This window comes from Streptosporangium sp. NPDC002524 (genome assembly GCF_040295985.1).
GTDB lineage: Bacteria > Actinomycetota > Actinomycetes > Streptosporangiales > Streptosporangiaceae > Streptosporangium.
On record NZ_JBEOWK010000031.1, the window covers coordinates 40572 to 65622 of the forward strand.

The 25051-nt window shown below is 69.5% G+C and carries 19 protein-coding genes and 2 pseudogenes; 10 read left to right on the plus strand and 11 right to left on the minus strand.

Annotated elements, in window-relative coordinates:
• Window positions 1-55 precede the first annotated feature (55 nt).
• Window positions 56-778, plus strand: coding sequence for a CTP synthase C-terminal region-related (seleno)protein (locus ABT053_RS37120; protein WP_350975723.1), 723 nt, complete (start codon window positions 56-58; stop codon window positions 776-778).
• A gap of 59 nt (window positions 779-837) precedes the next feature.
• On the plus strand, window positions 838-1500 hold the full coding sequence (locus ABT053_RS37125) for a hypothetical protein (RefSeq protein ID WP_350975725.1): 663 nt from the start codon (window positions 838-840) through the stop codon (window positions 1498-1500).
• A gap of 103 nt (window positions 1501-1603) precedes the next feature.
• Here ABT053_RS37125 and ABT053_RS37130 read toward each other — a convergent pair whose 3' ends face one another.
• Together ABT053_RS37130 and ABT053_RS37135 are read right to left on the minus strand one after the other, a co-directional pair.
• Window positions 1604-2563, minus strand: coding sequence for a MerR family transcriptional regulator (locus ABT053_RS37130; RefSeq protein ID WP_350975727.1), 960 nt, complete (start codon window positions 2561-2563; stop codon window positions 1604-1606).
• Window positions 2564-2765: 202 nt separating this feature from the next.
• A complete protein-coding gene (locus tag ABT053_RS37135) occupies window positions 2766-3281 on the minus strand; it encodes a recombinase family protein (RefSeq protein ID WP_350975728.1) in 516 nt (171 codons plus the stop codon).
• A gap of 537 nt (window positions 3282-3818) precedes the next feature.
• Here ABT053_RS37135 and ABT053_RS37140 point away from each other — a divergent pair.
• Complete coding sequence (locus ABT053_RS37140) at window positions 3819-4673, plus strand: cytochrome P450 (protein WP_350975729.1); 855 nt, start codon at window positions 3819-3821, stop codon at window positions 4671-4673.
• On the plus strand, window positions 4670-5467 hold the full coding sequence (locus ABT053_RS37145) for an isocitrate lyase/PEP mutase family protein (RefSeq protein WP_350975731.1): 798 nt from the start codon (window positions 4670-4672) through the stop codon (window positions 5465-5467). The genes ABT053_RS37140 and ABT053_RS37145 overlap by 4 nt, the downstream gene beginning before the upstream one ends.
• A gap of 38 nt (window positions 5468-5505) precedes the next feature.
• On the opposite strand, the gene ABT053_RS37150 is transcribed toward ABT053_RS37145, so the two are convergent.
• The gene (locus ABT053_RS37150) at window positions 5506-6594 is read right to left on the minus strand and encodes a hypothetical protein (RefSeq protein WP_350975732.1); all 1089 of its coding nucleotides are present in this window, start codon (window positions 6592-6594) and stop codon (window positions 5506-5508) included.
• A gap of 86 nt (window positions 6595-6680) precedes the next feature.
• Between ABT053_RS37150 and ABT053_RS37155 the strand changes: the two genes are divergently transcribed.
• Window positions 6681-7322, plus strand: coding sequence for a TetR/AcrR family transcriptional regulator (locus ABT053_RS37155; protein ID WP_350975733.1), 642 nt, complete (start codon window positions 6681-6683; stop codon window positions 7320-7322).
• Window positions 7323-7539: 217 nt separating this feature from the next.
• Here the strand turns inward: ABT053_RS37155 and rox are convergent, their stop codons facing one another.
• Both rox and ABT053_RS37165 read right to left on the minus strand, forming a co-directional pair.
• Window positions 7540-8976: a rifampin monooxygenase gene (gene rox, locus ABT053_RS37160; protein ID WP_350975735.1), complete on the minus strand. Its 1437-nt coding sequence runs from the start codon at window positions 8974-8976 to the stop codon at window positions 7540-7542.
• A gap of 373 nt (window positions 8977-9349) precedes the next feature.
• Window positions 9350-10390 carry an NAD(P)-dependent alcohol dehydrogenase gene (locus tag ABT053_RS37165; protein ID WP_350975736.1) on the minus strand — a complete coding sequence of 347 codons (1041 nt, stop codon included), beginning with the start codon at window positions 10388-10390 and terminating at the stop codon, window positions 9350-9352.
• 95 nt (window positions 10391-10485) lie between these two features.
• Here ABT053_RS37165 and ABT053_RS37170 point away from each other — a divergent pair, with 95 nt between their 5' ends.
• The gene (locus ABT053_RS37170) at window positions 10486-11088 is read left to right on the plus strand and encodes a TetR/AcrR family transcriptional regulator (protein ID WP_350975738.1); all 603 of its coding nucleotides are present in this window, start codon (window positions 10486-10488) and stop codon (window positions 11086-11088) included.
• 280 nt (window positions 11089-11368) lie between these two features.
• On the opposite strand, the gene ABT053_RS37175 is transcribed toward ABT053_RS37170, so the two are convergent.
• Together ABT053_RS37175 and ABT053_RS37180 are read right to left on the minus strand one after the other, a co-directional pair.
• Window positions 11369-12376: a TerC/Alx family metal homeostasis membrane protein gene (locus ABT053_RS37175; protein ID WP_350975739.1), complete on the minus strand. Its 1008-nt coding sequence runs from the start codon at window positions 12374-12376 to the stop codon at window positions 11369-11371.
• 672 nt (window positions 12377-13048) lie between these two features.
• On the minus strand, window positions 13049-14212 hold the full coding sequence (locus ABT053_RS37180; protein ID WP_350975740.1) for a hypothetical protein: 1164 nt from the start codon (window positions 14210-14212) through the stop codon (window positions 13049-13051).
• Between the two features lie 784 nt (window positions 14213-14996).
• Here ABT053_RS37180 and ABT053_RS37185 point away from each other — a divergent pair.
• Window positions 14997-16222, plus strand: a protein-coding gene (locus ABT053_RS37185) for an IS3 family transposase (protein WP_350975820.1) whose coding sequence is annotated in 2 segments (ribosomal slippage) — window positions 14997-15309 and window positions 15309-16222 — 1227 coding nt in all. Because the reading frame shifts where the segments join, the coding sequence is not laid out codon by codon here.
• A 175-nt stretch (window positions 16223-16397) separates the two neighbouring features.
• Here the strand turns inward: ABT053_RS37185 and ABT053_RS37190 are convergent.
• Complete coding sequence (locus ABT053_RS37190; protein WP_350975742.1) at window positions 16398-16607, minus strand: hypothetical protein; 210 nt, start codon at window positions 16605-16607, stop codon at window positions 16398-16400.
• 212 nt (window positions 16608-16819) lie between these two features.
• Here ABT053_RS37190 and ABT053_RS37195 point away from each other — a divergent pair, with 212 nt between their 5' ends.
• Window positions 16820-18946, plus strand: coding sequence for a hypothetical protein (locus ABT053_RS37195; RefSeq protein WP_350975743.1), 2127 nt, complete (start codon window positions 16820-16822; stop codon window positions 18944-18946).
• Between the two features lie 221 nt (window positions 18947-19167).
• Here the strand turns inward: ABT053_RS37195 and ABT053_RS37200 are convergent.
• The 3 genes and pseudogenes from ABT053_RS37200 to ABT053_RS37210 all read right to left on the minus strand — a co-directional run.
• A pseudogene (locus tag ABT053_RS37200) lies at window positions 19168-19770 on the minus strand (IS5 family transposase); the annotation flags it as partial.
• Between the two features lie 380 nt (window positions 19771-20150).
• On the minus strand, window positions 20151-20744 hold the full coding sequence (locus ABT053_RS37205; RefSeq protein ID WP_350975744.1) for a hypothetical protein: 594 nt from the start codon (window positions 20742-20744) through the stop codon (window positions 20151-20153).
• A gap of 38 nt (window positions 20745-20782) precedes the next feature.
• On the minus strand, window positions 20783-22891 hold the full coding sequence (locus ABT053_RS37210; RefSeq protein ID WP_350975745.1) for a DNRLRE domain-containing protein: 2109 nt from the start codon (window positions 22889-22891) through the stop codon (window positions 20783-20785).
• Between the two features lie 528 nt (window positions 22892-23419).
• On the opposite strand from ABT053_RS37210, the pseudogene ABT053_RS37215 reads away from it, so the two are divergent.
• Both ABT053_RS37215 and ABT053_RS37220 read left to right on the plus strand, forming a co-directional pair.
• A pseudogene (locus tag ABT053_RS37215) lies at window positions 23420-24423 on the plus strand (IS5 family transposase).
• 260 nt (window positions 24424-24683) lie between these two features.
• Window positions 24684-25001: a recombinase family protein gene (locus tag ABT053_RS37220; RefSeq protein ID WP_350975747.1), complete on the plus strand. Its 318-nt coding sequence runs from the start codon at window positions 24684-24686 to the stop codon at window positions 24999-25001.
• Window positions 25002-25051 lie beyond the last annotated feature (50 nt).

The following is a 25051-nucleotide window of genomic DNA, read 5'->3' on the forward strand; positions in this document are numbered from 1 at the left end:
GCCCACCAGCAATCATCGTTGGCGCTTACCCGGACGCCGGGGCCAGGATCGGGGCATGACCACCGCGAGAATCGCCCTGGTGGGCGACAAGTCACCGTCCGTCCGGTCCCACGCCCGCATCCCCGTCCTGCTGGAGGCGCTGCGCGAGCGCGACGGGCTGGCGCTGGACGCGTACTGGATCCCCACCACCGAGGCCACCGGCCTGGAGGGGTTCGACGGCGTCTGGATGGTGCCCGGCAGCCCGTACCGCAGCGAGGCCGGCGCGGTGAACGCCGCCCGCGCCGCCCGCGAGCACGGCATCCCGTTCCTGGGCACCTGCGGGGGCTTCCAGCACACCCTGCTGGAGTACGCGCGCAACGTGCTGGGCCTGTCCGTCGCGCACGCCGAGAACGACCCGGGCGCCGAGGAGATGCTGCTGCTGCCGCTGGCGTGCTCGCTGGCGGGCCACGAGGACGCCGTCCGGCTGACCCCGGGATCGCTGGCCGAGAAGGTCGTCGGCGCCGAGAGGACCGTGGAGAGATACTCCTGCGCCTTCGGGCTCAACGCCGACTACGTGCCCGCGCTGGAGGCGGGCGGGCTGCGCTTCACCGGCCACGACGAGGCGGGGCTGGTACGGGTCCTGGAGCTGCCGGGCCATCCGTTCTTCCTGGCCACCCTCTTCCAGCCGGAACTGGCCGGGGACGGCAGCCGCCCGCACCCGCTCATCGCCGCCTTCGCCTCGGCCTGCGTCACCCACACTGATCACCGTCGCCCGAAGATTTCCTGGCTACCGCGATGACCGGTATACCTTTTCTCGGGCTTGAGTCTCAAGTAACCAGAGGCCCCAGGATCGGTGCTGTGAACGGCGAGCACTCGCTGGAGCGCATTCCGTCTCACGACCACGATCGAATTTCGGCCCTCTTGGAAGATGGAATCCTCATGTCCCGACAAGCGACACCGTCCGCCGAGGACTGCAAGCGCCTCATCAACGGCTTCATCGACGAGATCTTCGGCGATCTGGACGCCAACCCCGACTTCGTCGCCATGATGCGGTCGGCCGTCCCTGAAATGCCGGCCGATCCGACTTCCGCGCAGCTGGAGGCCTGGGCGGAACTGTCCGCCTTGGTCCAGGATCCCGCCTTCAAGGCCAGTGTCCGCCGCATGGCCGAACATCAGGCGGCCGAAAGGGCGGCCGGAGACCAGACCGGGCTCCACCATGAGGTGACCGATCTGGTCCGTGAACGGGTCCAGAAGGCCCAGGCCGACGGCGTCGAACCGAGTTCGCAAGCGGCACGGCCGCTCCTGACGGACCTGATCGCCGGATATACGGCGACGTTCGGTCACCCCGACAGCGCCGAGTATCGCCGGAAGCTGCTGACCCGCCTGGAGGTCGCGAACGACCCGCGCGCCGGGCAGTACTTCCGCCTGCTGTCCACGATCAACGGCTGGCCGGCACCACCGAGCCTGGCATCGGTGTTCGACTGGTTCATTCAGGCTCTTCGGCACCACCCCACCCCGTAGAAGGACGGCCCCGACCCGCCGAGTCACCCCGCCCTCCCGCAACAGGCGAGGGCGGGGTCTTGCGCCGGCGGCGCCGAGAGGGTGGCCGGTCGGGTGTAAGAACCTAGCAATCGGTCGAGATGCCGGCGGCCGCCTCAAGTGCGGTGAGGAACCAGCGGGCCGCCGGCACCGGATCGGATTTGGGGGGCCGGCCGTTGATCAGGGCCAGCAGACGCCAATATCGCGAGACCTGAGGGTCTGCCCCGATGCGGACGCGTTCGGCAAGCCAGATCCGGAACTCGGCGTCATCCTCGCGCCGGTGGGCGGCGGCGAACGCGGCGACCAGTTCCTCCACGATGGCCTGGGCCGGCACAGAGGTCGGAGAGATCCCGTCGGCCATGGCCCCACCGGCCAGGTCCACGACGGCCCGCTCGACCTGTCGCCAACTCTCCGGGTCGCCGTGGTCGGCACCGGAGGAACGGTCGGCGGCGTGTCGCTCGAACGCCCGACGAACGCTTTCCCGGAAGGAGGGGTCACTGACGAGGTGAGCCAGCTCCAGCCATGCCTCGATCTCCTTGACCGTGGGGTCGTCCGGCAGATCCGGCAGCATCGATCGCAGGTACGCGGCGAAGCCGGGCTCCATGTCAAGCCCGCGAGTCGCCTCGCCCGTGAGGTCGGCCACCATCTGACGGCGCTGCTCAGCGGTCAGCCGGGCGAGCCGGTTGGCGCGCGCGATTCCGGCCGCGTCCGCGCCATGAGTGGCGACGTAGCGCAGCACAGCCTGCCGTACCCGCAAAGTCTGGATCTGGGTCTCCAGAGCCGCGACCTGCCGATCGGCAACGTCGGCCAGGCTCTGCGCGTCCGTGAGCACCTGCGCGACCGTCGCAAGGTCGACGCCGAGATCACGGAGCGTCCGGACGAGTTCGAGACGGCACAGCGCCTCGTCATCGTAGAGCCGGTATCCACCGGGTGATCGGCCGACCGGCGGCACCAATCTTTCGTCGGAGTAGAAGCGAATCGTCGGCACCGACAGCCCGGTGAGTCGGGCCACCTGGCCGATCGTGTAAAGGCCGTCGACGTTCACGCGGTCCGGTCCGACTCGCCGACCGGCCCCGCATGACCGGCCTGCCCCCGGGCCGGCCGCTCAGGGCGGACGCCGGCGCCGCCAAGGGACATGACCTGAGCTGACGACCGACAACGGGTACGCGTAGCAGTCATTGACAACTCCCCAAGCCCGGGAACAGATGGATGCGCGAACGACTATGAGGCCTCACCTCACTTGAGACTCAACCCGGCAACGGCATCGGATGGCACCGAGGAGTCTGATGTCCACGTTGTCGGTCCGAGCGTGTCGTCTTCGGCGAGGATGCGGTAGACGGTGGCGCCTTGTTCTTGCCCGACGGGATGACGAGCTTGCGAGCGATCTCGGGGACGGGGACACCGTGGGCCCGCAGGCTGCGAGCGTAGGCGACCATGTCCTCATCGACGACCTTGGGGCGCCCGCCGTGCCGGCCGCGCTCGCGGGCGGACGCCTGGTCCTCCGAGGACTTCTCCCGGATGTGCTCACGTTCGGACTCGGCCATGCCGGCGAAGAAGGCGAACAGGGCGGCGCCGTGCCCGGACGGGTCATGAACGCCCTTGAGCGGCCCGGACAACAGCTCCAGCTCGATGTCGTGGTGGCGCAGGTCCTCGGCGATTGCCGGCAGCTCGGCCGCCCCGCGCCCCAGCCGCTTCATCTCATGCACCGTGAAGATCACCCGCTGATGCGGCACCGCCTTCTTGATCGTGCGGGCGAAGTCCATCGCCTTGGTGAACTCCGGCGCGCTTTGTCGAAGGCTTCGACGGCAGCAGCCGGATCGGCGAGCTCGGGCATGTCGCAGAACCTATCGCGAGGGGCATTGTGAGCAGCCGGTTTTGCGAGGGGTTATGAGAACGAAGATCATGGACAAACCGGACGGTATCCGACGGGGGTCCGGAACCTCTCAGAACTCGCCATTTCCGATAACACGAACCGTCACCATCGTCACACACAGCTACTTTGCGGCCCTGTGACCAAGAAGACCCTTGCTACCGCCGGATTTCGTTCCGAATCACTCCGCCCCCCGGCCCACGCGGACGGCTCACGCGGACGATTCGGCGGGGGCCGAAGCGTCCGGCGCCTAGCCTTTCGGACATCTCCGACCCACCGGGCGCCATATGGACGCCGCGTGGGCCGTCTCGCAGACCACCGCGTGGACCACCGTGCGGACCGGCCGCATGGGGCCGCCACACCGCGCGGTCCCGGCGGAAAGCGCGGCGGCCCCGCGTCTCCCCCTCTCCCCCTCTCCCGAGGAGAACCGATGACATCCGATCCGCTGGTCCTGAGCCGCCCCGCCGAGATACGGGCCGTGCTGGCCGATCCCCGCTTCACCGTCGACCCCGTACCGCGCCCGCCGTTCGCGCTGACCGTGGCGTGGCTGCGCGGAGCGGTCGGCCGCTTCGCCGAGGGATCCGCGCACGCCGGGCGCAGGGCCGCGGCGGAGGCGGTGCTGGCCGGGCTGGACCCGGACGCGCTGCGCGCCGAGGCGTCCCGGCTCGCCTCGCGGGACACCGATCCCCTCCCCTGTCCCCCGGAGGCGGTTCCGGTGCTGGTCCTGGCCGTCGCCCTGGGGGTACGGGCCGAGGACGGGCCGGAGGCCGTGGAGGCCGTGGCGGCGATCGCCCCGGCCTACCTCCCCGCGCCGGGACCGGGACCCGATGAGGCGGGCACCGGCACGGCCGACGAGGGGCTGGCGCGGCTCTCGCGCCTGCTGGGCGACCCGGCGCCGGAACGGCTGGCCGTGGTGGCGGGGCTGCTCGCCCAGGCGTACGCCCCGACGACCGCCCTGGTCCGCGCCGCCCTGGCCGCCGCACCTGCGCGGTTCGCGGAATCGTGTACGACCGGGGCGTGGGCGGTGCGGGAACTGCTGGACGAGACACTGCGCCACGACCCTCCGGTCAGGACACTGCGCCGCAGGGCGCCCGGCGACGGAAGGACCGTGGTGCTCGACGTCGCGGCGGCCGGCCGGGAACCCGAGACGGCCCGCGACCCGGACCTCTCGCGTACGGGAGTGGAACCGGAGCACCTGACGTTCGGGGCGGGGCCGCGCGCCTGTCCGGGCAGGCGGGTCGCGCTGGCCCTGGCGGCCGGGACGATCGAGGCGGCGGCCCGATGACGTTCGCGCGGTTCAGGGCGCTGCACCACGCGGACGAGCCGCTGCTGCTGCCCTGCGCGTGGGATCACGCCTCCGCGGCGGCCCTGGCGCGGGCGGGGTTCGCCGCGATCGGGACGACGAGCCTGGGAGTGGCCGCCGCGGCGGGCAAGCCGGACGCCGGGCGGGCGACGTGGCAGGAGACGCTGACGCTGGCACGGACGATGACGGGGCTGGGAGTCCCGGTGACGGTGGACATCGAGGCGGGGTTCGCCGAGGCACCCGGCGAGGTCGCCGACCTGGTGGCCGAGCTGGCGGGGCTGGGGGTGGCGGGGATCAACCTCGAAGACGGCCGCGGCGACCGCCTGGCCGATGTCCCGGCACAGGCGGCACTGGTCGCGACGGTCAAGCGACGGGTTCCCGAGGTGTTCCTCAACGCGCGCACCGACGCGTTCTGGCTGGGCCTGCCCGACGCTCGGGCCCTGGCGCTGGAGAGGGCCCGGGCCTACGCGGGGGCGGGGGCCGACGGGGTCTTCGTGCCGGGCGCGAGCGACGAGCGGGACATCGAGGCGCTGGTGGCCGGGGCCGGGGTGCCGCTGAACGTGCTCGTCCAGCCCGGCGTGCCGGTGGAGCGGCTGGCCGGGCTGGGCGTGGCCCGCCTCAGTTACGGGTCACTGCTGTTCCGGGCGGCGTTGCACGCGGCCGTCACCACGGCTCTCGCGGTGGCCCGGGGCGAACCGGTCACCGGCGAGGTGCCCTCGTACCAGGAGATCGAGGCGCTGCACCGGTACGGCACCCGCGAGACGGGTCACTACTGACGCGCGACCACGGCCGCGAGCCACCGTGTCGCGGTCGTTCAGCGATCGTCCCGGGCGTCGACGAACGTGGCGCCGATCTCCGCCATCCGCTCGACCGCGTAGGCGGGGTCGATCAACGCCTCGGGGGTGTGGATGCCCGGCGCCACGGCTTCGCCGCGCAGGCCGAGCAGCCGTTCGACACCGAGGGCGACGCCGAGCGCGGTCAGGGGGTTCTGCCCCGCCGGGTGGAGGAGGTAGCGGCTCGTACCGAGCGGTGCGCCCGTACGGTCCTCTCCTTCGAGGTCGATCCTGACCTCGGCGGAGGCGGGCTCGCCACGGCGCCTGCTCGCGGACTCACCGACCGCGAACTCGAAGCTGACGTTCGGCGCGCCCGTCGCGAGGGCCAGGCTCGGGACGTCGAGGGTGGGCATGATCTGGCCGGGCAGGACGGTGCCGTCGACGCTGGAGACCTCGGTCTGCGCGTCCGGGCCGCTGACCCAGCCGAAGACGCCGTCGCGGCGGACGAGCCCCGCCGAGGTCGAGGTCGTCAGGCGTTGCATGTCCTCTGTCGCCGCGGGCCCGCCGACGTCCAACTCGTCCAGTACGCCGCTGACCCGGACGGTGTCGACCCGGCCGAACTCCCTGGCGAGGTCCAGTGCCGCGAGGACGATGACACCGGCGTACCAGTGGCTGGCCAGCAGGATCGGCGCGGCGCCGGCCCGCTGGCCGCCCGCGACGACCTCGGGGGCGATGTCCGTCAGGCCGCTGGAGAGGCTGAGGTACGGCAGCCCGCGGTCTTGCGCGTAACGCAGTCCGTTGAGGTGCTTGTCCCACACCGTCGCCACGACCGCCGAGTAGCCGTGCCCGGCGGGGAGACCGGGAACAGAGAGGCCGGGATCCGGGAGATTGGAATCCGGGAGACCGGGATCGGGGAGGTCCGGATCCCGAAGGCCGAGATCGCTTCGCCGCAGGTCGATGGTGACGGCTGTCGCGGCGCCCAGCCCGTCGGCGACGCGCCGCGCGCGATCGAGGTCGCGGCCCGCGATCGTCAGCGGCAGCGTCGGGTACCACCGGCGCAGGAGGGCGGCGGTCTCCGCGCCCGTCTGGCCGGAACCGCCCATGATCAGTACTGGCTTCGAGTGCTCCACAGCGCTTTCCTCTCACGTTCTCGCTAAGTTACATTTTGTAACCTACATTTTGTAACCTAAGATGGGCGGCAACGCAAGGGGGGACGATGACCGCAGCGTCGACCCGCCTGTCCAAGCGGGCCAGGCGGGAGCAGTTGCTCGACACCGCGATGACGATCGTGCGCGCTCAGGGCACCGACAGCCTCACCCTGCTCACCCTGGCGGAGGCCGCCGGGGTGAGCAGGCCGATCGTCTACGACCACTTCGGCACGCGGCCCGGCCTGCTGCTCGCCCTCTACCGGCGACTCGACGAACGGCACCGGACCGCCTCGGAACAGGCGCTGCGGGAGGCCGCCCCCGTTCCCGGCGAGATAGCCCGCGTCATGAGCACCGCGTACTTCACCTGCGCCACCGACATGCCGGAGTGGAACGCCATCTCCGCCGCGCTGAGAGGAAACCCGGAGATGGAGGCGGTCGAGCGCGAGATGCTCGGCAGCCACACGGACTGGATGACCGCCGCGCTGCTGCCGCACTCCGGCCTCGCGCCTGAGGCCCTCCGGCTGCGCTGCGTCGGCGCTCTGGGCGCGGCCGAGACGATCGCCGCGGAGCTGAACCGGGGGCGGGCCACCGTCGCCGAAGCGGTCACCGCCCTGACCGACCTGATCGTCGGCAGCATCGGCACCGGGGCTGATCGATCGGCGGATGGTGCCTCACCGCCGCACTCCACCGGGAAGCCCCGGCAAGATTGATCCCACCGGAGCCCGCGAGCCGGGTCGGGGCCCACGTATTTCGCGGAGGCTTCCAGCTTGCGAGGTACGGCACCGGACCATGCCAGCCCCGACCCCGAGACCCCGGCTCCCCCTCCGGCCCTGCCCCCTTGAGCCCGGCCCTCGGCTTCAACCCCGGCCCCGCCCCCTGGTTTCGACCTCGGACGGGGGCACGCCCTTTCGGGCCGCGACCGAACACTCAGCCGGTGGCGGCGCCGAACCACCTGGGCAGCCGGTCGAGCAGCTCCCCCTGGTCCTCACCGGCCCACGCCACATGGCCGTCCGGTCGCAGCAGCACCGCGGGCACGTCCAGCTCCTCGCCGACGTCGCCGACGTCGACTACGTGGTCGACCCGGTCCGCCCAGCCCGCCACCGAGAGGCGTCCGGTCCGGTCGAGCAGCAGGCCGCGGCCGCCGTGCATCAGCTCGTAGAGGCGGCCGTGCTTCAGCGCCACGTCCCGCATCCGCCTGCCGAGCAGGTCGTGCCCCTCGCCGAAGTCGTAGCGGACCCCGATCGCGACGATCTTCTCGATCAGGTGGCGGTTCACGTCCTCGAAGTTCATCAGCTCCGCCAGCAGCCGCCGCACCGCCCGCGGCCCCGGCTCGGCGGACATCAGCTCCATCTGCGCGCGGGTGTTGTCCAGTACGTCGGCGGCCACCGGGTGCCGTTCGGCGTGGTAGCTGTCCAGCAGCCCCTCCGGAGCCCAGCCGTTCACCTCCGCGGCCAGCTTCCAGCCCAGGTTGAACGCGTCCTGGACGCCGAGGTTGAGCCCCTGCCCGCCGACCGGCGGGTGGATGTGCGCCGCGTCGCCGGCGAGCAGCACCCGGCCGGTCCGGTAGCGCTCGGCCAGCCGGGTGGCGTCGCCGAACCGGGACAGCCAGCGCGGCGAGTGCACGCCGAAGTCGGTACCGGCGAAAACCCGCAGCCGCCGCTTGAAGTCCTCCAGGGTCGGCGGGACCGAGCGGTCCTCGGCCACCCCCTCGGCGGGCACGACGACGCGGTACACCCCCTCCCCGAAGGGCCCGACGCCGAACCTCAGGTGGGTCCTGCGGACTTCGGCCACCACCGCGGCCACCGTCTCCGGCGGCACGGCCACCTCCATCTCGCCCAGCAGCGTGTCGGCTCTGGAGGGCTCGCCGGGGAAGCCGACGCCGAGCAGCCTGCGCACCGTGCTGCGTCCGCCGTCGCAGCCGACGAGGTAGCGCGAGCGCAGTCGTGTGCCGTCGGCCAGCTCGACGGTCACCCCGTGCTCGTCCTGGCTCAGCCCGGCCAATTCGTGGCCGCGCCGGAGGTCGGTGCCGAGTTCGACGGCGCGTTCGGCCAGCAGGCGTTCGGTGACGGGCTGCGGGATGCCGAGGACGTAGGGGTGCGTGGTGTCCAGCCGCGCGGGCGAGGGCCTGGTGATGGCGGCGAAGAAGCCGCCGACCGGGTGCCGCCGGCCGAGCGCGAGGAACCGCTCCAGCAGGCCGCGCTGGTCCATCACCTCGATGCTGCGCACGTGCAGGCCGAGCGAACGGACGTACGCGGCCGGCTCCGTCTCCTTCTCCAGCACGAGCGTGCGCACGCCGTGCAGCCGCAACTCGGCGGCCAGCATCAAGCCGGTCGGTCCACCACCGGCGATGATCACGTCGATCACGAAAACCCCCCATTCGACAATGCCGTGCCTCGGCCGGCCGTTCCGCGCGGTCCGGTGGCGCACGCCCGCGTCTCCGCGCCGTGGGTGCCACCGGCGGTCCGGCGTCCCGCGCGCCTCGGATCTCGGGCCTCGGGCTCCCGCGAGCCCCGCACGCCGACACGGCGCATCCGCTGCGCGAACCTCTCATTTCCCCAGGTCCTGGCCTCGGCCGACGATTCTGCAGCACGACCCGGGGCTTGCCGCAAGCCCCCCGGTGCGCTATACGTTGAAAGTGGCAGGGAGTGGCTTACCTCCTTGCATTTGCCTTTTGCCGTCCGCCGCGGACGGACAGGCTCCCCCCGAAGCGACGGCGCGAGCCCGGCCCGTCGCGTCCTCAGTCCAGGTCGGACATGTCGAGCACGAAGCGATAGCGGACGTCGTTGCGCCGCAGGCGGTCGAGGGCCGTGTGCGCCTGCGAGGAGGGGAGCACCTCGACGTCGGCGGCGATGCCGTTGCCGGCGCAGAACCGCAGCATCTCGGCCGTCGCGGGACGGCCTCCGCTGCCCGCGGAGCTGAGCTTCTTGCGGCCCACGAGCAGGTCCATGGCCTCGACGGTGACCGGGCCCAGGTGTCCGAGGAGGCTGAGGGTGCCGTCCATCGCCACCGTCTTCAGGTACGGGGCGAGGTCGTGGGGGGCGGAGATGGTGTCGACGACGACGTCGAAGGTGTCGCGTGCCGCGGCCATCCGCTGAGTGTCGGTGGAGGCGATGAGGTCGTGGGCGCCGAGCCGGTGGGCGTCCTCGCTCTTGTCCCGCGTACGGCTGATGACGGTCGTGGTGGCGCCGAGAGCCACGGCCATCTTGACCGTCAGGTGGCCCAGGCCGCCGAGCCCGGCCACGGCGACGCGGCTGCCCGGACCCACGCCGAGGGAGCGCAGGGGTTCCCAGACGGTGACGCCGGCGCACAGCAGCGGGGCGGCCGTGACCGGGTCGAGGCCTGGCGGAAGCGGGTAGGCGAACGCGTCGCGCACGACGTACTCGCGGGAGTAGCCGCCCAGGGTGGTCGTCCCGTCCTCGCGGTCGACGCCTCCGTAGGTGAGGGTCGGGAAGGAGTGGCAGAAATTCTCCTGCCCGGCTTCGCACATGGCGCACACGCCGCAGGAGTCGACGATGTTGCCCACCCCGACGCGGTCGCCGACCGAGAGGGCGGTCACCTCGGGGCCGGTCTCGGTCACCACGCCGGTGAACTCGTGACCGGGCACCAGGGGCGCTTTCACGTGCAGGTCGTGGTCTCGCAGGGCGTGCAGATCGGTGTGGCACACGCCGCAGTGGTCGATCCGCACCGCGATGTCGTCCGGGCGCAGGTCGCGGCGCTCCAGCGACGTACGCCGCAATGCCGTCGGGCCGGTCGCCCGCCATCCGGTGGTCGTTCGCACGGTCGAGCTCCTTAAACAGACTGTTCGGTCTATTTGAGACTAGGCGCGGTTGCACGGCAAAGCAAACCAACTGTTCTGTTTGATAGGGTCGGCCAATGCCGGAACATCCCCAGACCTCGCGAGGTGCCGCGACCTACCGGCGCATCCTGGACGCCGCCACCGAGGAGTTCGCCCAGCACGGCATCGCCGGGGCGCGCGTCGAACGCATCGTGACGGCGGCGCGCACCAACAAGGCGCAGCTCTACGCCTACTTCGGCGACAAGGAACGGCTCTTCGACGCGATCTTCCTCAGCTCGCTGGAGCGCATCACCAACGTGGTGCCCATCGACGCCGACGACCTCGCGGACTGGGCCGTGCGCCTCTACGACGAATACCTGCGCCGCCCCGACCTCATCCGGCTGGCGACCTGGACACGGCTGGAGCGCCGGTCCGCCGGGCACCTCGTCGAGAGCCACCGGCACTACGACGACCTCAAGCTCACGGCCATCGCCGAGGCCCAGGCCGCCGGGCGGGTCCGCGCGGGCGACCCGTTCGACATCATGGCCATGGTCATCGCGATGTCCATGGCCTGGTCACCGGTGAGCAACGTCTACGCGGCCAGCGGCCAGGAGCCCGAGGACGCGCACGAGCGGCGCCGCGCCCTGCTCCGCGACTGCGTCCGGAGGGCCATCGCGACCGGCGGCGACGCACCTGCCTGAATCCCCTCGGCGACGAGGAGGGCCGTCCGGCACGTCCCGCGGCCGGTCTTCCCGATCAGGTGGCCGGCCATGACGGCGGGTGAGGAGTTCGCCTTTTCGCCTTTTCGCCTTTTCGGCGTCGACCTCGGCCCGCCTCGCCGTGGTGTCGCCGTCGTACCGCCGCGCGTCGCCGCCGCGACCGCTGACGCCGGGACCCCGGAGCGGCGGGACCCCAGGGCGGCGAGCGCGGGCGGGGCTCGCGTCAGGCGGGTGGGCTCGTGTCAGGGCGGGTGGACTCGTGTCAGGCGGGCGGGGAGGAGGACTTCGCGTCGCGGCGGTTGGCGTACACGCTCGTGATCGTGACGGTGATCAGGACCACGACGATGACCCCCAGCGAGATCGGCGTGGGGATCTCCGGGACCCAGGTCCAGACGCCGTGCGCCCAGTGCAGGACGAGCTTGGTCCCGATGAAGGCCAGGATGACGCTGAGCCCGTGGTTCAGGTGCCGCAGCTTCGTCAGGACGCCCAGGAGCACGAAGTAGAGCGCGCGCAGGCCCAGCAGGGCGAAGGCGTTGGTGGCGAAGACGAGGAAGGGGTCCGCGGTCACGCCGTACACCGCGGGCACCGAGTCGACGGCGAAGACGATGTCGGTGGCGAAGACGGCCACCATGGCCAGTGCCAGCGGGGTCAGGGCGCGGCGGCCGTTCTCGCGGACGACCAGGCGGGGGCCGTGGTAGCCACCGGTGACCGGCATGAAGCGGCGCAGCAGCCGGATCGAGCGCATGGAGGAGATGTCGACCTTGTGCTCCTCCCCCCTCAGCGCGTCCTTGAGGATCTTCCAGGCGGTGACGATCAGAATCCCGCCGAACAGCAGGAACGCCCAGGTGCCGCTCCGCAGGACGGCCGCCCCCAGGGCGATGAAGATCGCGCGCAGCACCAGGGCCCCGATGATGCCGTACAGCAGGACGCGCTGGGCCAGCACGGCGGGGACCGCGAAGGCCGACAGCAGCAGCATGAACACGAACAGGTTGTCGACCGACAACGACTTCTCCACCACGTAGCCGGTGAGGAACTCCACCGCCACGCCGGACCCGAAGGCCCCCCACACGTAGGCGCCGAACAGCAGGGGCAGCGTCAGGTAGAAGACCGACCAGCCCACCGCCTCGCGCATCCGCACCTCGTGCGGGCGCCGGGTCAGCGTGAAGTCCGCGGCCAGCAGGGCCATCAGAGCGGCCACGGTGATCGTCCACAGTTTCGGTGAACCGATCGTTTCGAGATCGGCTGTCGACAGGATCGCCTCGGCGGACATGCAACCTCCTCGAACGCGCTCGGCTGTTCGAGGTCTCCTTCACCCGCGCCTGCTGGCGGCCGTCCGGGGACGTCGACAGACGTCCGTGCTGACCGGATCGGCTCTTGGGAAGTACTCCCCCCGTGCTCTCAGGCTAGGTGGATCCATCGGCGGCGCCCCACCCCGGGGTGGCGTTTGACTATGCCCTGAGCTGCACGGATAGTGGAATTGACACGGAGGAAAGTACCCACCGTCCGACACCCCGATCGTCATCACGGCCCCCGGTCGCAGGGAGGCCCGGCGGGGTGGCCCTCGTGTGACGCGGGGGTGTGGGAAGACCTTCGTCCTCGTCGTCACCCGACCGCAGCGAGGCCGAGGGAGGACTCGATGCCGACCACCGCGCTTCTCGAAATCCTGCTGGGCGTGCTGCTGACGATCTCCGCGATCGCCACCGTCGCCGTTCTGTGGCCGGGCAGGCCCCGGCCCCGGCCGCCACTCCCCCTCGAACCGCCCTCTCCGGGCCGCCCGCCGGCGGCCGGTACGCGGTGCCGGGGCGCGGCGGGCCGGAGGCGACGCCCACCGGTCCCGCGCCGGCCGAGCTCCGGTGCGGCCCGAAGGTCCAGAGGCTCCGCCCGTAGCTCGGCGGTCCAGAGGCTCAGCAGGACTCAACCCGTAACCCGGCGGTCCAGAGGCTCAGCCGGGCTCCGCCCGTAGCTCGGCGGTGATCGCGCGCTCCCTGAGCTGGGCGGACTCGGCGCGCAGCGCCTCCACCTGCTCGCGCAGGTCCGTCAGGCGCATCTGCTCCATGGCCAGCCGCATGCGCGCCTCGTCGCGTCCGGCGAGGGCCTCGGCGACCTTGGCCGCCGCGCTCTCCCCCGCTTCGGCGATCTTCTCGGCGGCTCGTTCCTCGGCCCTGGCCGTCCGGCGCGCCGTCCGCCGCTCCAGCTCCGCCGCCTGCTTGTCCACCCGTTCCGCCCGTGCGCGCGCCTCGGCCGCCTCGGCCAGGGCCCGGGCGCGCGCGGTCGCCTCGGCGTCGGCGCGCGCCAGCGCCCGGTCCCGCTCGGCCTGAGCCGCGTCGGCGCGCGCCGACGCGGCAGAGGCGACCCGTTCGGCCTGACCTCTGGCCTCCTGGGCCCTCCTGGTCTCCTCCAGCGCCCGGTCCCACTCGGCCCGCGCCTGACCGGACTGCTCCTGGTCGTGGAGGGCGCGCGTCTGGGCCCGGCGCGCCTCGGTCTCGGCGCTCTCCACCCGTTCGGCCATCTCCCGCAGTGCCGCGTCGCGGGCGGCCTCGGCCCGCTGGGCCCTGCGGGTGGCCTCCTGCTCGGCCTGCCTGGCCCGGCGTTCGGTGCTCGCCGCCTCGTGCAGCGCGGCCAGCGCCTGCTCCCTGGCGGTCTCCGCGTCGGCCAGCGCGATGTCGCGCTCGGCGTTGGCCTCCTCCACGCGGCGCGCCATCGCGTCCCGCTCGCGCCGGGCGTGCTCGGACGCCTCCCGCGCCAGGCGTACCTGCTCGAAGGCCTGTTCCCGCTCGGCGCGCGCGATCGCCACCCGGGTGTGGGCCTCGGCCTGCACCGCGCTCACCTTGGCCTCCACCCCCGCCGGGCTCAGCTCATCGGACAGCACCTGCGCCAGCGGGGCGATCGCCGCGATCATCCCCTTCTCCATGCGTTCGTAGAACTCCTCGGCCCTGGCCAGCGCCCCCTCGAGGCCCGGTGTCGCCCGTCGCATCTCGCGCTCGCGCTTGGCCACCGCCTGGCAGTTTCCCTGCGGGCAGTACGCCCTCGGCCGCCCTCGCCCGGGCCGCTGCTCGATCGGCGTCCCGCAGTGTCTGCACGGCGTCACCGCGCCCGGCTCCTGCATGCCGGAAGCCTACTGACACCATCGATTTTCCAGAAATTAGAAAATAATAAATAAGATTCGTTGCGTTCCGGCCTGATCGGCTGTCCTGTCCCACTCAATCCGAGGCGGCCTCACAGGAGGTCAGCGCCTCCCCCGACGTCATTGCCCTGTGGAGTGTCCTTGTCCTGTCTCACTCAATCTGAGGTATCGGGTGGTTCGTCTCACCCATCTGAGGCATGATCACTACTTGTCAATCAGCAGCAAGGAACACAGCGGGTTACCGTTGTAGGTCAGCACGTATTTCCAGGACCCCGCCGAGTGTGCTGAGCTGTGCAGTGTCCGGCGCCAAGAGATCTTCCTCGATGCCGATGAATCTTGCTCGCCCCTCTGGCCTGGTCGCTGATATGCGCTGTTGTGAGATGGTCCGACGGACGGTCGCCGTTCAAGGTTCCTCACCGCAGGTCAGGCCGGGCGTTGCGAGGGCGAAGTTCTGGCACAGGACATGCAGTTTCCAGCCGCAGGCGTTTTGCGCGCGATGTTCGCATGGCGTTGTCGCGCCAGTGATCGACGGCGGATGTAGTGCAGGACGACGAGGAAGCGATTCAGCAACTGTGTTTGACGATGACGGAGACAAGATACCTGGGGCGTCGGCACCCGACCGGGGGTAACGTCTTCTTCGGTGGCATCGTCATCCACGCAACGCCTTGCTGGCGGTGATATCGATGCCCTGCGGCGCGGGCGTTCCCCCTTGAACGTGGACACCTTGGAGACTGGATCTTGAGGTCCAGGGGAAGAGATGTCCCTGATGGTGATGAAGAACTACCCGCCCGAGTTCAAGGCCGATGCGGTGGCGTTGGTGCTGTCGAGGCCGGACCGGACGATCACGTCGATCGCGCGGGATCTGGGAGTCAGCCGCGAGACGCTGCGGGTGTGGGTACGCGCTGCGCAGGCTCGGGGTGAGGGCGGGCGGCGAGCGGTCGGCGGGGTCAGCACTGGCAAGGACACCTCGGCCGGGCCCCTACCCTCGGACGACGTGCTGGAAGAGGAGAACAAGCAGCTCAAGGCGCGGATCCGGGAGCTGGAGCAAGAGCGGGACATTCTGCGCAAGGCGGCCAAGCTTTTCGCGAACGAGACAAACTGGTGAACCGCTTCCAGTTTGTTGAGGATCACAAGGCGCTCTACGGGGTGAAGCGGTTGTGCCGGGTGCTGCAGGTGTCACGCTCAGGCTTTTACCGATGGGTGAAGGGTGTTGCGGCGCGGTTGGCCCGCTGCCAGGCCGACGAGCAGCTGGCTGGGCGGATGCGGCGGATCCATGCCGAGTATGAGGGCACCTACGGCTCGCCTCGGATGACGGCCGAGTTGCGCGCGGCCGGGATCGTGGTCAACCACAAGCGGGTGGAACGGGTGATGCGCGAGCACGGCATCGCCGGGCTGCGTCTACGCAAGAAGGTCCGCACCACCGTCTCGGAACCGGACGCGGCACCCGTGCCGGACCTGATCCGGCGTGACTTCACCGCCGAGCAGCCGAACACCCGCTACGTCGGCGATATCACTTATCTGCCCGTCAGCGGCGGCCGGTTCCTCTACCTGGCCACGGTCGTGGATCTGTCTTCGCGTCGGCTGGTGGGCTGGTCGATCGCCGATCACATGCGCACCGAGCTTGTTGTCGACGCGTTGCAGGCCGCGGCGCACACCCGAGGCGGCCGTCTGGACGGCGCGGTGTTTCACACCGACAACGGGGCGCAGTATTGCTCGCGGGAGTTCGCGCGGGCCTGCCGCCGGCTCGGCGTCACCCGCTCGCGCGGCGCGGTCGGCACCAGCGCCGACAACGCGGCGGCCGAGTCCTTCAACGCGAGTCTGAAACGCGAGACACTGCAGGGCGCACACCACTGGCCCGACGCCCGCACCGCCCGCCTGACCGTGTTCGGCTGGATCACCCGCTACAACACGATCCGGCGGCACTCCCAGCTCGGCCAGCTCAGCCCGATCGACTACGAGAAGACGATAGATAGCCTGAAGTCTGCTGCCTGAAATCGGTGTCCACGTTTATGGGGGAAGCCCCGCGATCAACATCCCCCTCAACGAGGACACCCCCACCAACCCAGGCGCCCTACGCCAGCCCCGGCCGCCCCTTACCTCCCATGGAAGGGATGCTCACCGACGAGGTGGGCACGAATCTCGACGCGGGAGCGTGGCCCGGATGCCGTCATGCCTCTATCTTCGCCGCGGCAGGGGAAGCGGGGGCGGCCGGTGGGCGGTGCAGCAGCAGGGTGAGGGTGGCGCGGGCATCGCGGCGGCGGGCAGGGGTGCGGGCGAACACCGACGTGGCGGCCAGGGCGGTGATGGTGAGGCCGTACAGCAGGCCTCCGGCGCCGAGCGCGGTCGCGGCGGGCAGCAGGCCGGTGAGGACGTTCACGTGAGACCCTCCTGAGGGGGTTGGGCCCTGGCCGGGGAGAGGGGCTGGGGCGGATGGGGGCAACCGCAGCGGTTCGGCCGGTTTCCGGCGATTGCCCCTGCCGGGTGCGGGCGGGTCTCTAGGCTGGTGGGCATCGGGGAAGTGAGTATTTCGGTGGGGGTCCGGTCCGGATCGTTCACCGGACGTTCGACGTTCACGCGAGGAGCCGCCCGGTGCCCGTCCCTCCCCCCGCCCCGTCCACGCTGGATGATGAGGAGCCGGGGTTTTCCCGGGCGCTGGCGCAGTTGTATGAGCGGGCGGGCAGGCCGACCTACGCCGAGCTGATCCGCCGGGCCGCTGCCCAGAAGCCGCCGGTGCCGATCGGGAAGTCCTCGTTGAGCGACTGGCTGGGCGGGGTGAGCATCCCCTCCTCGCCCCGGGTGGTGGAGTTCCTGGTCACCTACCTGCAGCCCAAGGCCTCCCGGCGCGGCCACCCGCCAGTGATGGCGCCGATCTGGTGGGAGGCGCAACGCGCGCGGGCGCAGCGGGCGCGCCATGCCAACCGCGGTGGACGCCCTACCCGCCGCCCGGTACCCGGCGACGGCCCGCATGATGGTGCACACGCCCCAGCCGACGGCGGGCTGGGGTGGCCGATCGAGCAGGTGGACCCGATCGCGCTAGGGGTGCATCCGGCGATCGACACGATCACGGTCAGGGTCGCCTTGGGCGGCGGGGCCAGGCTCGACCGAAGCACATTGCCCGTCTACATTTCCCGCGCCCATGACGCGAAGCTGGCCGCCGTGGTGGCCGAGTCGCGGGCCCGTGGGCGCAGCCGGATGGTGGTACTGGTCGGCGGGTCCTCGACCGGTAAGACCCGCGCCTGCTGGGAAGCGGTCCGCCAGCTGGGTGAGCCGTGGCGGTTGTGGCATCCGATCAACCCCGGGTGGGCACAAGCCACGCTGGCCGGCCTGGAGGCGGTGAAGCCATACACGGTGGTGTGGCTGAACGAGCTCCAGCACTATCTCAGCACCCCCGGCGATCCAGCCGGGGAACAGGTCGCGGCCGGGTTGCGGGAGCTGTTGCGCACTCCGGGGCGGGGCCCGGTGCTGGTGCTGGGCACGTTGTGGCCACCGTATTGGGCGGCGCTGACCGCTGTCCCCGCCCCGGGCGCCGCGGACCCGCACGCCGGGGCGCGGACACTGCTGACCGGGAAGGCGCTGGAGGTCCCCGCGGCGTTCACCGCCGAGAACCTCATAACCGCGGACGCAGTTACAAACAGCGTGCGAGTGGACCTACGGCTGACCGAAGCCATGATCCGGGCGCCAGGCGGACAGCTGACGCAGTATCTAGCGGGCGTGCCCGCGCTGATCGAGCGCTACCGCACCGCGAGCGCCGAGGCCCACGCGGTACTGAACGCGGCGTTCGACGCGCGCCGCCTGGGCCACGGCCCGATCCTGCCGCGCCTGTTTCTGGAGGAAGCCGCCACCGGATATCTCAGTGACGGACAGGAGGATCTGCTGGACGACGATTGGCTGGAGCAGTCCTTCGCCTACCTCACCGATGCGCGGTCGTGCCGTGGGGCCCGGCCGCCGCTGGCGCGAATCCGCTCCCGCCCAGGCCTGACGACCTCCCCCGCCGCGATCCCGCACAGCGGTGAGGTGTCCTACCGGCTGGCCGACTACCTCGAACAACACGGCTCCCGCGAACGCCGCTGGGAGTGTCCCCCGGCCAGCTTCTGGGAAAGCGCCGCCCGCCATGCCACCGCTGCGGACCGCGCCATCATGGCTGATGCCGCGCACCGCCGGGGCCGCTACCGCCACGCCTTCGCCCTGTGGCCACACACCACCCCCGCTAGAGAGCTCTATACGCTGCAAGAGCTGGTCCAGATAAAGGAGACGGCCGGCAATCGGCAGGAGGCTGAACGGCTGGCCTTCGCTACCGCCAAGGCCGGGTACTCCTTCGCGCTGGCTGTTTTGGTCCAGATGCGGGAGGAGGCCGGAGATCGGGAGGGGGTCGAGCGGCTGGCCACCGCCGTATTCGATGCCGGATACCCCTCCCAGATGCAGCTTCTGGTCCGACAGTGGGAGAAGGCCGGAGAGCGGGAGAAGGCCGAAGGGCTGGCCCGCGACGCCGTCGAGCTCGGAGAACCTTCCTGCCTGCAACACCTGATCTGGATGCGGGGAAAGGCCGGAGATCGCAAGGAGGCCGAGCGGCTCCAACGGCTGGTCGTCGACGCCGGACACCCTTTCGCACTGCAACGCCTGGCCGAGATGCGACAGTGGGCCGACGACGAGGCGGGAGCGAGAAATCTGTTGCGGTTCGGGCTGGAGCCCGACGGCCAGATCGCCGATCTCTGGTGAAACGGTTGGCGTCCCCGCCGCTGGGAAACCTCGAACGTCAGCAACACCTCACCCTCGCCGCCGGTGAACGGGCGCACCCCTCAGGAGAAGGAAGCCCAGAAGCATACCCCTGGCCGATGGGCGCGCTCACCTGCTGCCCGCCACGGCTGTCCCGGAGGGACGGCGTTCGCCGGTGAGCCGCTTCCTGGATGTCGTCTTGGCCGTCCTCCACGGAGCGCTGACCTGGCCCGCATACGATGCCCTTGCCCATTCCCGTGCTGGCCTCGACGAACGTGCGGGAACCGCTGCCTGACGCGCTTCAGGAGTTTGTGCCGTGCCCCACGCCCATGGGATCGCCTCCAGCAACGGCACCAACTGGGTGACATCGTTGCGGTTGCCGCCGGTGAGGATGACGGCCAGCGGGATGCCGGTGGCGTCGGTGATCAGGTGGTGCTTGCTGCCGGCCCGTCCTCGATCGACCGGGGACGGCCCGGTCTGCGCCCCCCTTTTAGGGCTCTGACGTGGGAGGAGTCCACCGCGGCCCGGGAGAGGTCAAGCGCGTCGGCCGCACGCAGCCTGGCCAGAAGCACCTCGTGCAGGCGTTGCCAGACACCTGCCTGGTTCCACTCCTTCAGCCGCCGCCAGCACGTCATGCCCGAGCCGTACCCCAGTTCCTGGGGCAGATGCTCCCAGGCGATGCCGGTGTGCAGTATGAACAAGATGCCCTGCAGAGCAAGGCGGTCATCCAGCCGCTTACGTCCTGGCCAACGGGCTCGACGCTGATGTTTGGGCAGCAGCGGTTCGATGACCGCCCACAACTCGTCACTGACCTCCCACGGCTTCAGCCGCGCCACCTGCCCACCCCTCTCACCGTCGCTACAGCGAGAGATCAAAGCACAGCAGAACTCATTCTGTTAGGCGCTCTAAGAGGCCAGGGGTGTCGGTCCATACCGCAGCCGATGTCTGGGTCCTGCTCGTGCCGGGCCGCGAGGTCTCACAGCCCGGTGTATTGATCATCAGGTGCCGTGACGAGGAAGTCGCAGGTGGCCATCACTCACCGTCAACATCCGGATCATAGTCCGGGGCTTCGTATAAGTCCTCTTCGCTGGCTGCGCAGGTGGGCTCCCAGATGAGCGTGACGTGTGCTCCTCCGTGTAGCTCACACCGCTTCTGAGGGGAAGTGGCAGACCTATCCTCGCGCTGCTTTTCCCGAAGGCTGTATCCCTTATGTGAGCACCTCGCCGTGATGCATCTGCTCACGTTGCGCCGCCGAAGGCGTCTCTATCAGAGCACTGATGCGGTCGACCACGTTGTAAGCGGCGCCGACCAGGTCGCCCAGCTCGTGGACGGAGAGTTTCACCGTCACACGCCAAGGCATACCGTCGAGACGTATGAGCAGGTCGGTACCGGCGGGTTCATAGACGATGTCGGTCAGTTCGCCCTGCCAGGAGCGGCCCTCGTGGTAGTCGGTCCACGCGCTGGTGTCGCAGAGCTCGTAGAGAACGTACCCGTGGCGGATCAGAGCAGGGCCGTGCGGGCGGGGTGTGACCACGGTGTAGTCATAATCGGCCGGTTCGGGACGGGCCGGCAGGCCCTGCGCGCTCAGGAGCGCGCGCAGAGCCTGCCGGGAGACGTCGTAGTCCACCTCCAGATGCAGCGGCGGGTGGTCGGGGTGTTCCACGACCAGCGAGGCGCTGTCGCCAGTGAGCCCGATGCGGGTGAAGCACAGTCCGGCTTCGGCGTTGAACCGCTGGACGGCTTGCACCTGCCCGAGCAGCCCGCAGGTTCGCTGAACCTGGACGGTGTCACCGATACGCACATCACCCTCCGCATGTCCTGAAGAGATCCCTACTGGGTTCAGCGAATGTTAACGGCGTTCTTCACGTAGCTGGGGCATCGGGTCACACCCACGCAGAAAGCGGTGACGACACCGAAGGTTCCCACATACGCGTCCGGGTCGGTTGCGTAGGAAACGACTACCCGTACTCGCTTGGAACTGTGCTTTTTGCACGTACGCCACCACAGCATGCCGCTGCATTTGACCTCGTAGGCGATCGTGTCGTACTCCCACCGGGAGGGGACCTGCAGTTGCTGGCGTTTGCCGCCGGGCATCTTGCTTTGGGTGGTGGCGCGTACTGCCCGCATGTTCAGGTTGTGCTTCTGGCGGATCTTCACGTCACCGAAACCGTCGTACGCCGTGTAGAACCCCTGACGGTAGTTGACCTTCTTGCCGTCGCGCTCTTTCCACGTGAACAGCAACTTGTGACGCTCGCTATTTGCTGCAGCGCTCATGGCGTCGGCCGGGGTGGCCTCGGCCGAGGTGGCCTCGTCCATGGGCTCCTCCGGCTGAGGAGCCTCGATCGGCGGATCGGTGGGGCTGGACTCTTGAGGCCAATCCTCGCCAGTGGCTTCACCGGGGATCTCTACGGCGTCAGAGAGCACTCCGGTGGCATGGAGTTGGTTAAGGTCGGTTTCCAGCACGCTGGGCTGGTCATACAGCTGGTCGTAGGCGAACTCCTGGCCGTCCAAGGGGATCGAACCGCTCTCGTCGGTGACCGACACTTCAACGTCGGCAGGAGAGGGGTTGGTGAAGTCAATGAACAGTGCCGGCCCGGTGGTCCCGCTTTCCGCAGACCGGTACATGCGCCAGTTCGTCGTCTCGGTCTCGTTGGCCGAGCGCAGTTGGAAGCCGTAGTCGGCCGCGCCGCCAACCCAGTCTTTGACGATCTCTTCGACGGAGTAGGTGATCAGGTTCTCGGCGCAGTCAGGTGCCCCATAGCCGTGCCTGACGGTGATGGCGTCTTCGGTGGTCGTCGGTGGCTGGTTGCTCAGGGTGAGGGCGGAGGGGGCCCAGTCGCCGGTGACGCGGCGAACCTGGACTCCGGAGCCGACCGAGGTGCCGCACGCGTTGGACTTGTAGCTCGTCAGGCGCAGGTCGGCGTTGAGAATGGTGGCGCCGTGCAGTGCCCGGCCGACATTGAAGCGGATGTAGCTGCGTGCGGTCTTGGCACCATTGCCGAACTTGCCGACATGCAGCCAGGTGGCTGCGGTCTGGGAGGCGGGGTAGTCGCTGCTGACGAAGGTGTCGACCTTCAGCCCGGCACCGACCCACTCGCTGGTGGACAAGGTCACCGGATATTGCACGGTCGAATCGGCGAAGAAGCGTTCATCGGCCTGGATCTGCAGTGCGGCGGTAGTTCCGGTTTGGCTCACCGTGCTCGCGACGGCGGCTTGGCGGCCTGCGTCCGGAAGGGCCGCCGCCGCGGCGTCTTGCAGGTACATCGGCGCGGCCGTGGCCACTACGTCACCGTCCGGGCCGGTCACGCGTAGCGCGCCCTTGGCGCTCTGGGCGTACTTCACGCCCTTCGGCAATGTGAGGGGCATCGTCAGGCGTACCGGCTCGTCTGGACGCCGGTACAGCACGACCTGCTGGCTGAATCCTTCGGGAAGGGCCTCCAGCACCAGATCGCCGCCGGCTACGACGCCCCGGTAGACGGCTTTACTGCCGGTGACCTCGGGGGCGGGCAGAGGCTTGTCCCAGCCAATGAGCCGGGTGGCAGCACCATCGGTGACGGTGACCAGCGGCTGTTTTCCACCAGTGGAGAAGCTGACGCCCCCCTTGGCAGCCTTGGGCCGCAACGTCCCGTTGTCGTTGATCAGGGTCGTGTCGACGGCCACCAGCTGGTTGTTCTGCTTGACGCGGATCGGACCGGCGTAGATCTCCGCTCGGAATGTCCCGTTGGGCAGAGCGTGAAGGGTGGTGTTCTCGGTGCGGGTGGCTTCGATCTCCACTGGTTTGCCCTGCACCCTGGCGGCGTCGAGGGCCTGCGCCAACTGCGAGGCGGGGGCAGCAGGAGCTGACGGCTCAGGTGGGGCGGCGTAGGCGGAAGGAACGGTCAGCCCGCACAGCACAGTGGCCGCCAACAGGCCGATCGCTGAGCGGGAGACAGTTTTGAAGGGAGGCAAAACACTCCTTTATCTTCATTCCCGGTGCCACCGGATTGGTGATCATCTACCGGGCACCTAAACATAAAGGACTCCATAACGACCCTGCGATGTTTAAGATCATTAGTGAGAATTGTGTAGCCGTCAGGAGTAGGTGATCTTTCCTTACTGAGCGTTACGGAAAACGGGCAACCTTAACGTCTTTAGAGGTCAGTAAAAATTTAAAAATCCGTCTTTTACCTGCAGTGATGTGACAGCAGTGAGGCCGTCAGTATGCGCGGGGAACAGGAGTGGGATCGCAACGAAATCGTTTCGTACGGTAAGCGCATTCCTGCAAGTTAGAAGGTCGCTCATCATGTTCACATAGCTCATGGGAATGCGCTTACCGTATGAAACGGTGGCGAGGGGGCGCATGCCGCGTCCTCCTTGATTTCGTATCGTCCCAGGTCAACCAGGCTGCCCAGAGGGCCGAACTAGGGCGCGTATTGGGTCGTGATCAATCTGTCGATTCGCTCTCGCGGTGAGGCCCGGATCGGTAGGCCTTGTTCCGTGACGCGAGTGCAACTGACGGACGCGGAGTGGGAGTTCATCGGGCCGTACCTGCCGATCGGCGAGTACGGCCCGTATCCCGAGCGGTTACGGCAGCAGTTCGAGGGGGTGATCTGGCGGTTCAGGACCGGCGGACAGTGGCGGGAGATGCCGCAGGAGTTCGGTGCCTGGTCCACTGTCCACAACCGCTTCCGGCAATGGCGTGACGCCGGCGTCCTCGAGGCGCTGCTGGAGGGCCTGATCGCGGAAACGGCCAAGCGGGGTGAGGTGGATCTGTCCCTGGTCAGCGTCGACTCCACCATCGCGCGTGCACACCACGACGCCGCCGGGATGCACCTGAGCCAGGACGTCCTCGGCGTGTTGGAGAAGGCAGCTGCCGAGGCGGAGAAGGTCAGGTCAAAAGGGGCAGTGGCGAAGAACAAGACGGACAGGACGCCGAGATCGATCCCGAGCGGGAAGAGCGACGGCGCGTCCGGCGTCGGCGAAAACTCCGGCTGAAGGCCGCCCTGCTGGGACGTTCCAGGGGCGGGCAGACCAGCAAGGTTCACCTGGCCGCCGACCGTAGGTGCCGTCCACTGGCGTTCGTGCTGACCGCGGGTCAGGCCGCCGACAGCCCGCAGTTCATCCCCGTGCTGGGGAGGGTACGGGTGCGCGTCCCCGTCGGGCGCCCCCGCACCCGGCCGGACGCGGTTGCCGCCGACAAGGCCTACTCCTCCCGCGGCAACCGGGTCCACCTGCGCAGACGCGGTATCAAAGCAGTGATTCCGCAGAAGAGAGACCAGGCCGCCAACCGGAAGAAGAAGGGCTCCGCGGGCGGTCGGCCTGTCAGTCACGACGCTGGCCTCTACAAGGAGAGAAACACCATCGAGCGCCTGATCAACAAGCTCAAGGCCTGGCGAGGCGTCGCCACCCGATACGACAAGACCCCAGCCAGCTACCTCGCCGGCCTCCATCTGCGCGCCTCAATGATCTGGGTCAAGCACCTCACCCGGACCACTAGCTGATCACGACTCGATACGCGCCCTAGCAACTTCCCAGACATGTTCGCTATGTTGTGTCCCAGGTCACAGCCCATCTGCGGACGCCCTCAGCCGGAAAAGTCCAGGAAAAACGGGGCCCCGGCCGTCGACGGCTCCGCGCTCACCTCGGCGTTGACCAGGCGAAGACGCGGCACTTGGCCGCTCCACGCATGACCCATCGTGATCACCTCTCTTCTGGGGGATCTGTCGCATTCAGCGTAGGCAGCGCCAATCCCAGGCGACGGATGATCCGCAGAGTGGTACGACCGGTTGCGGCCACGCGCAGAAGACCTGAGCACGGCGCCGAGTGTCAACAATCGTCAAACGCACCCGGTGCCGGGCTACCGTGGTCATATGGCGACCGACACCCCGACCTCCGCCGACGCGACCCCGCCGACATCGTCCGCGAGATAACCGCCCTCGTCGAAGCAGGCCACACGCTGGAGGAGATCGCCGACGTCCTCAACGAGAACGGCGCCCCGCCCCCCGCCGGGCCGGACCCGTCGTGGACGCCCGCTTCGCTGCGACAGAAGCTGGCTTCGCCCGCCGAACCCGGAACCTGACCCCGTTCCACCGCGAACGATCAGCTGGCGAAGCGGAACAGTAAGCCGTC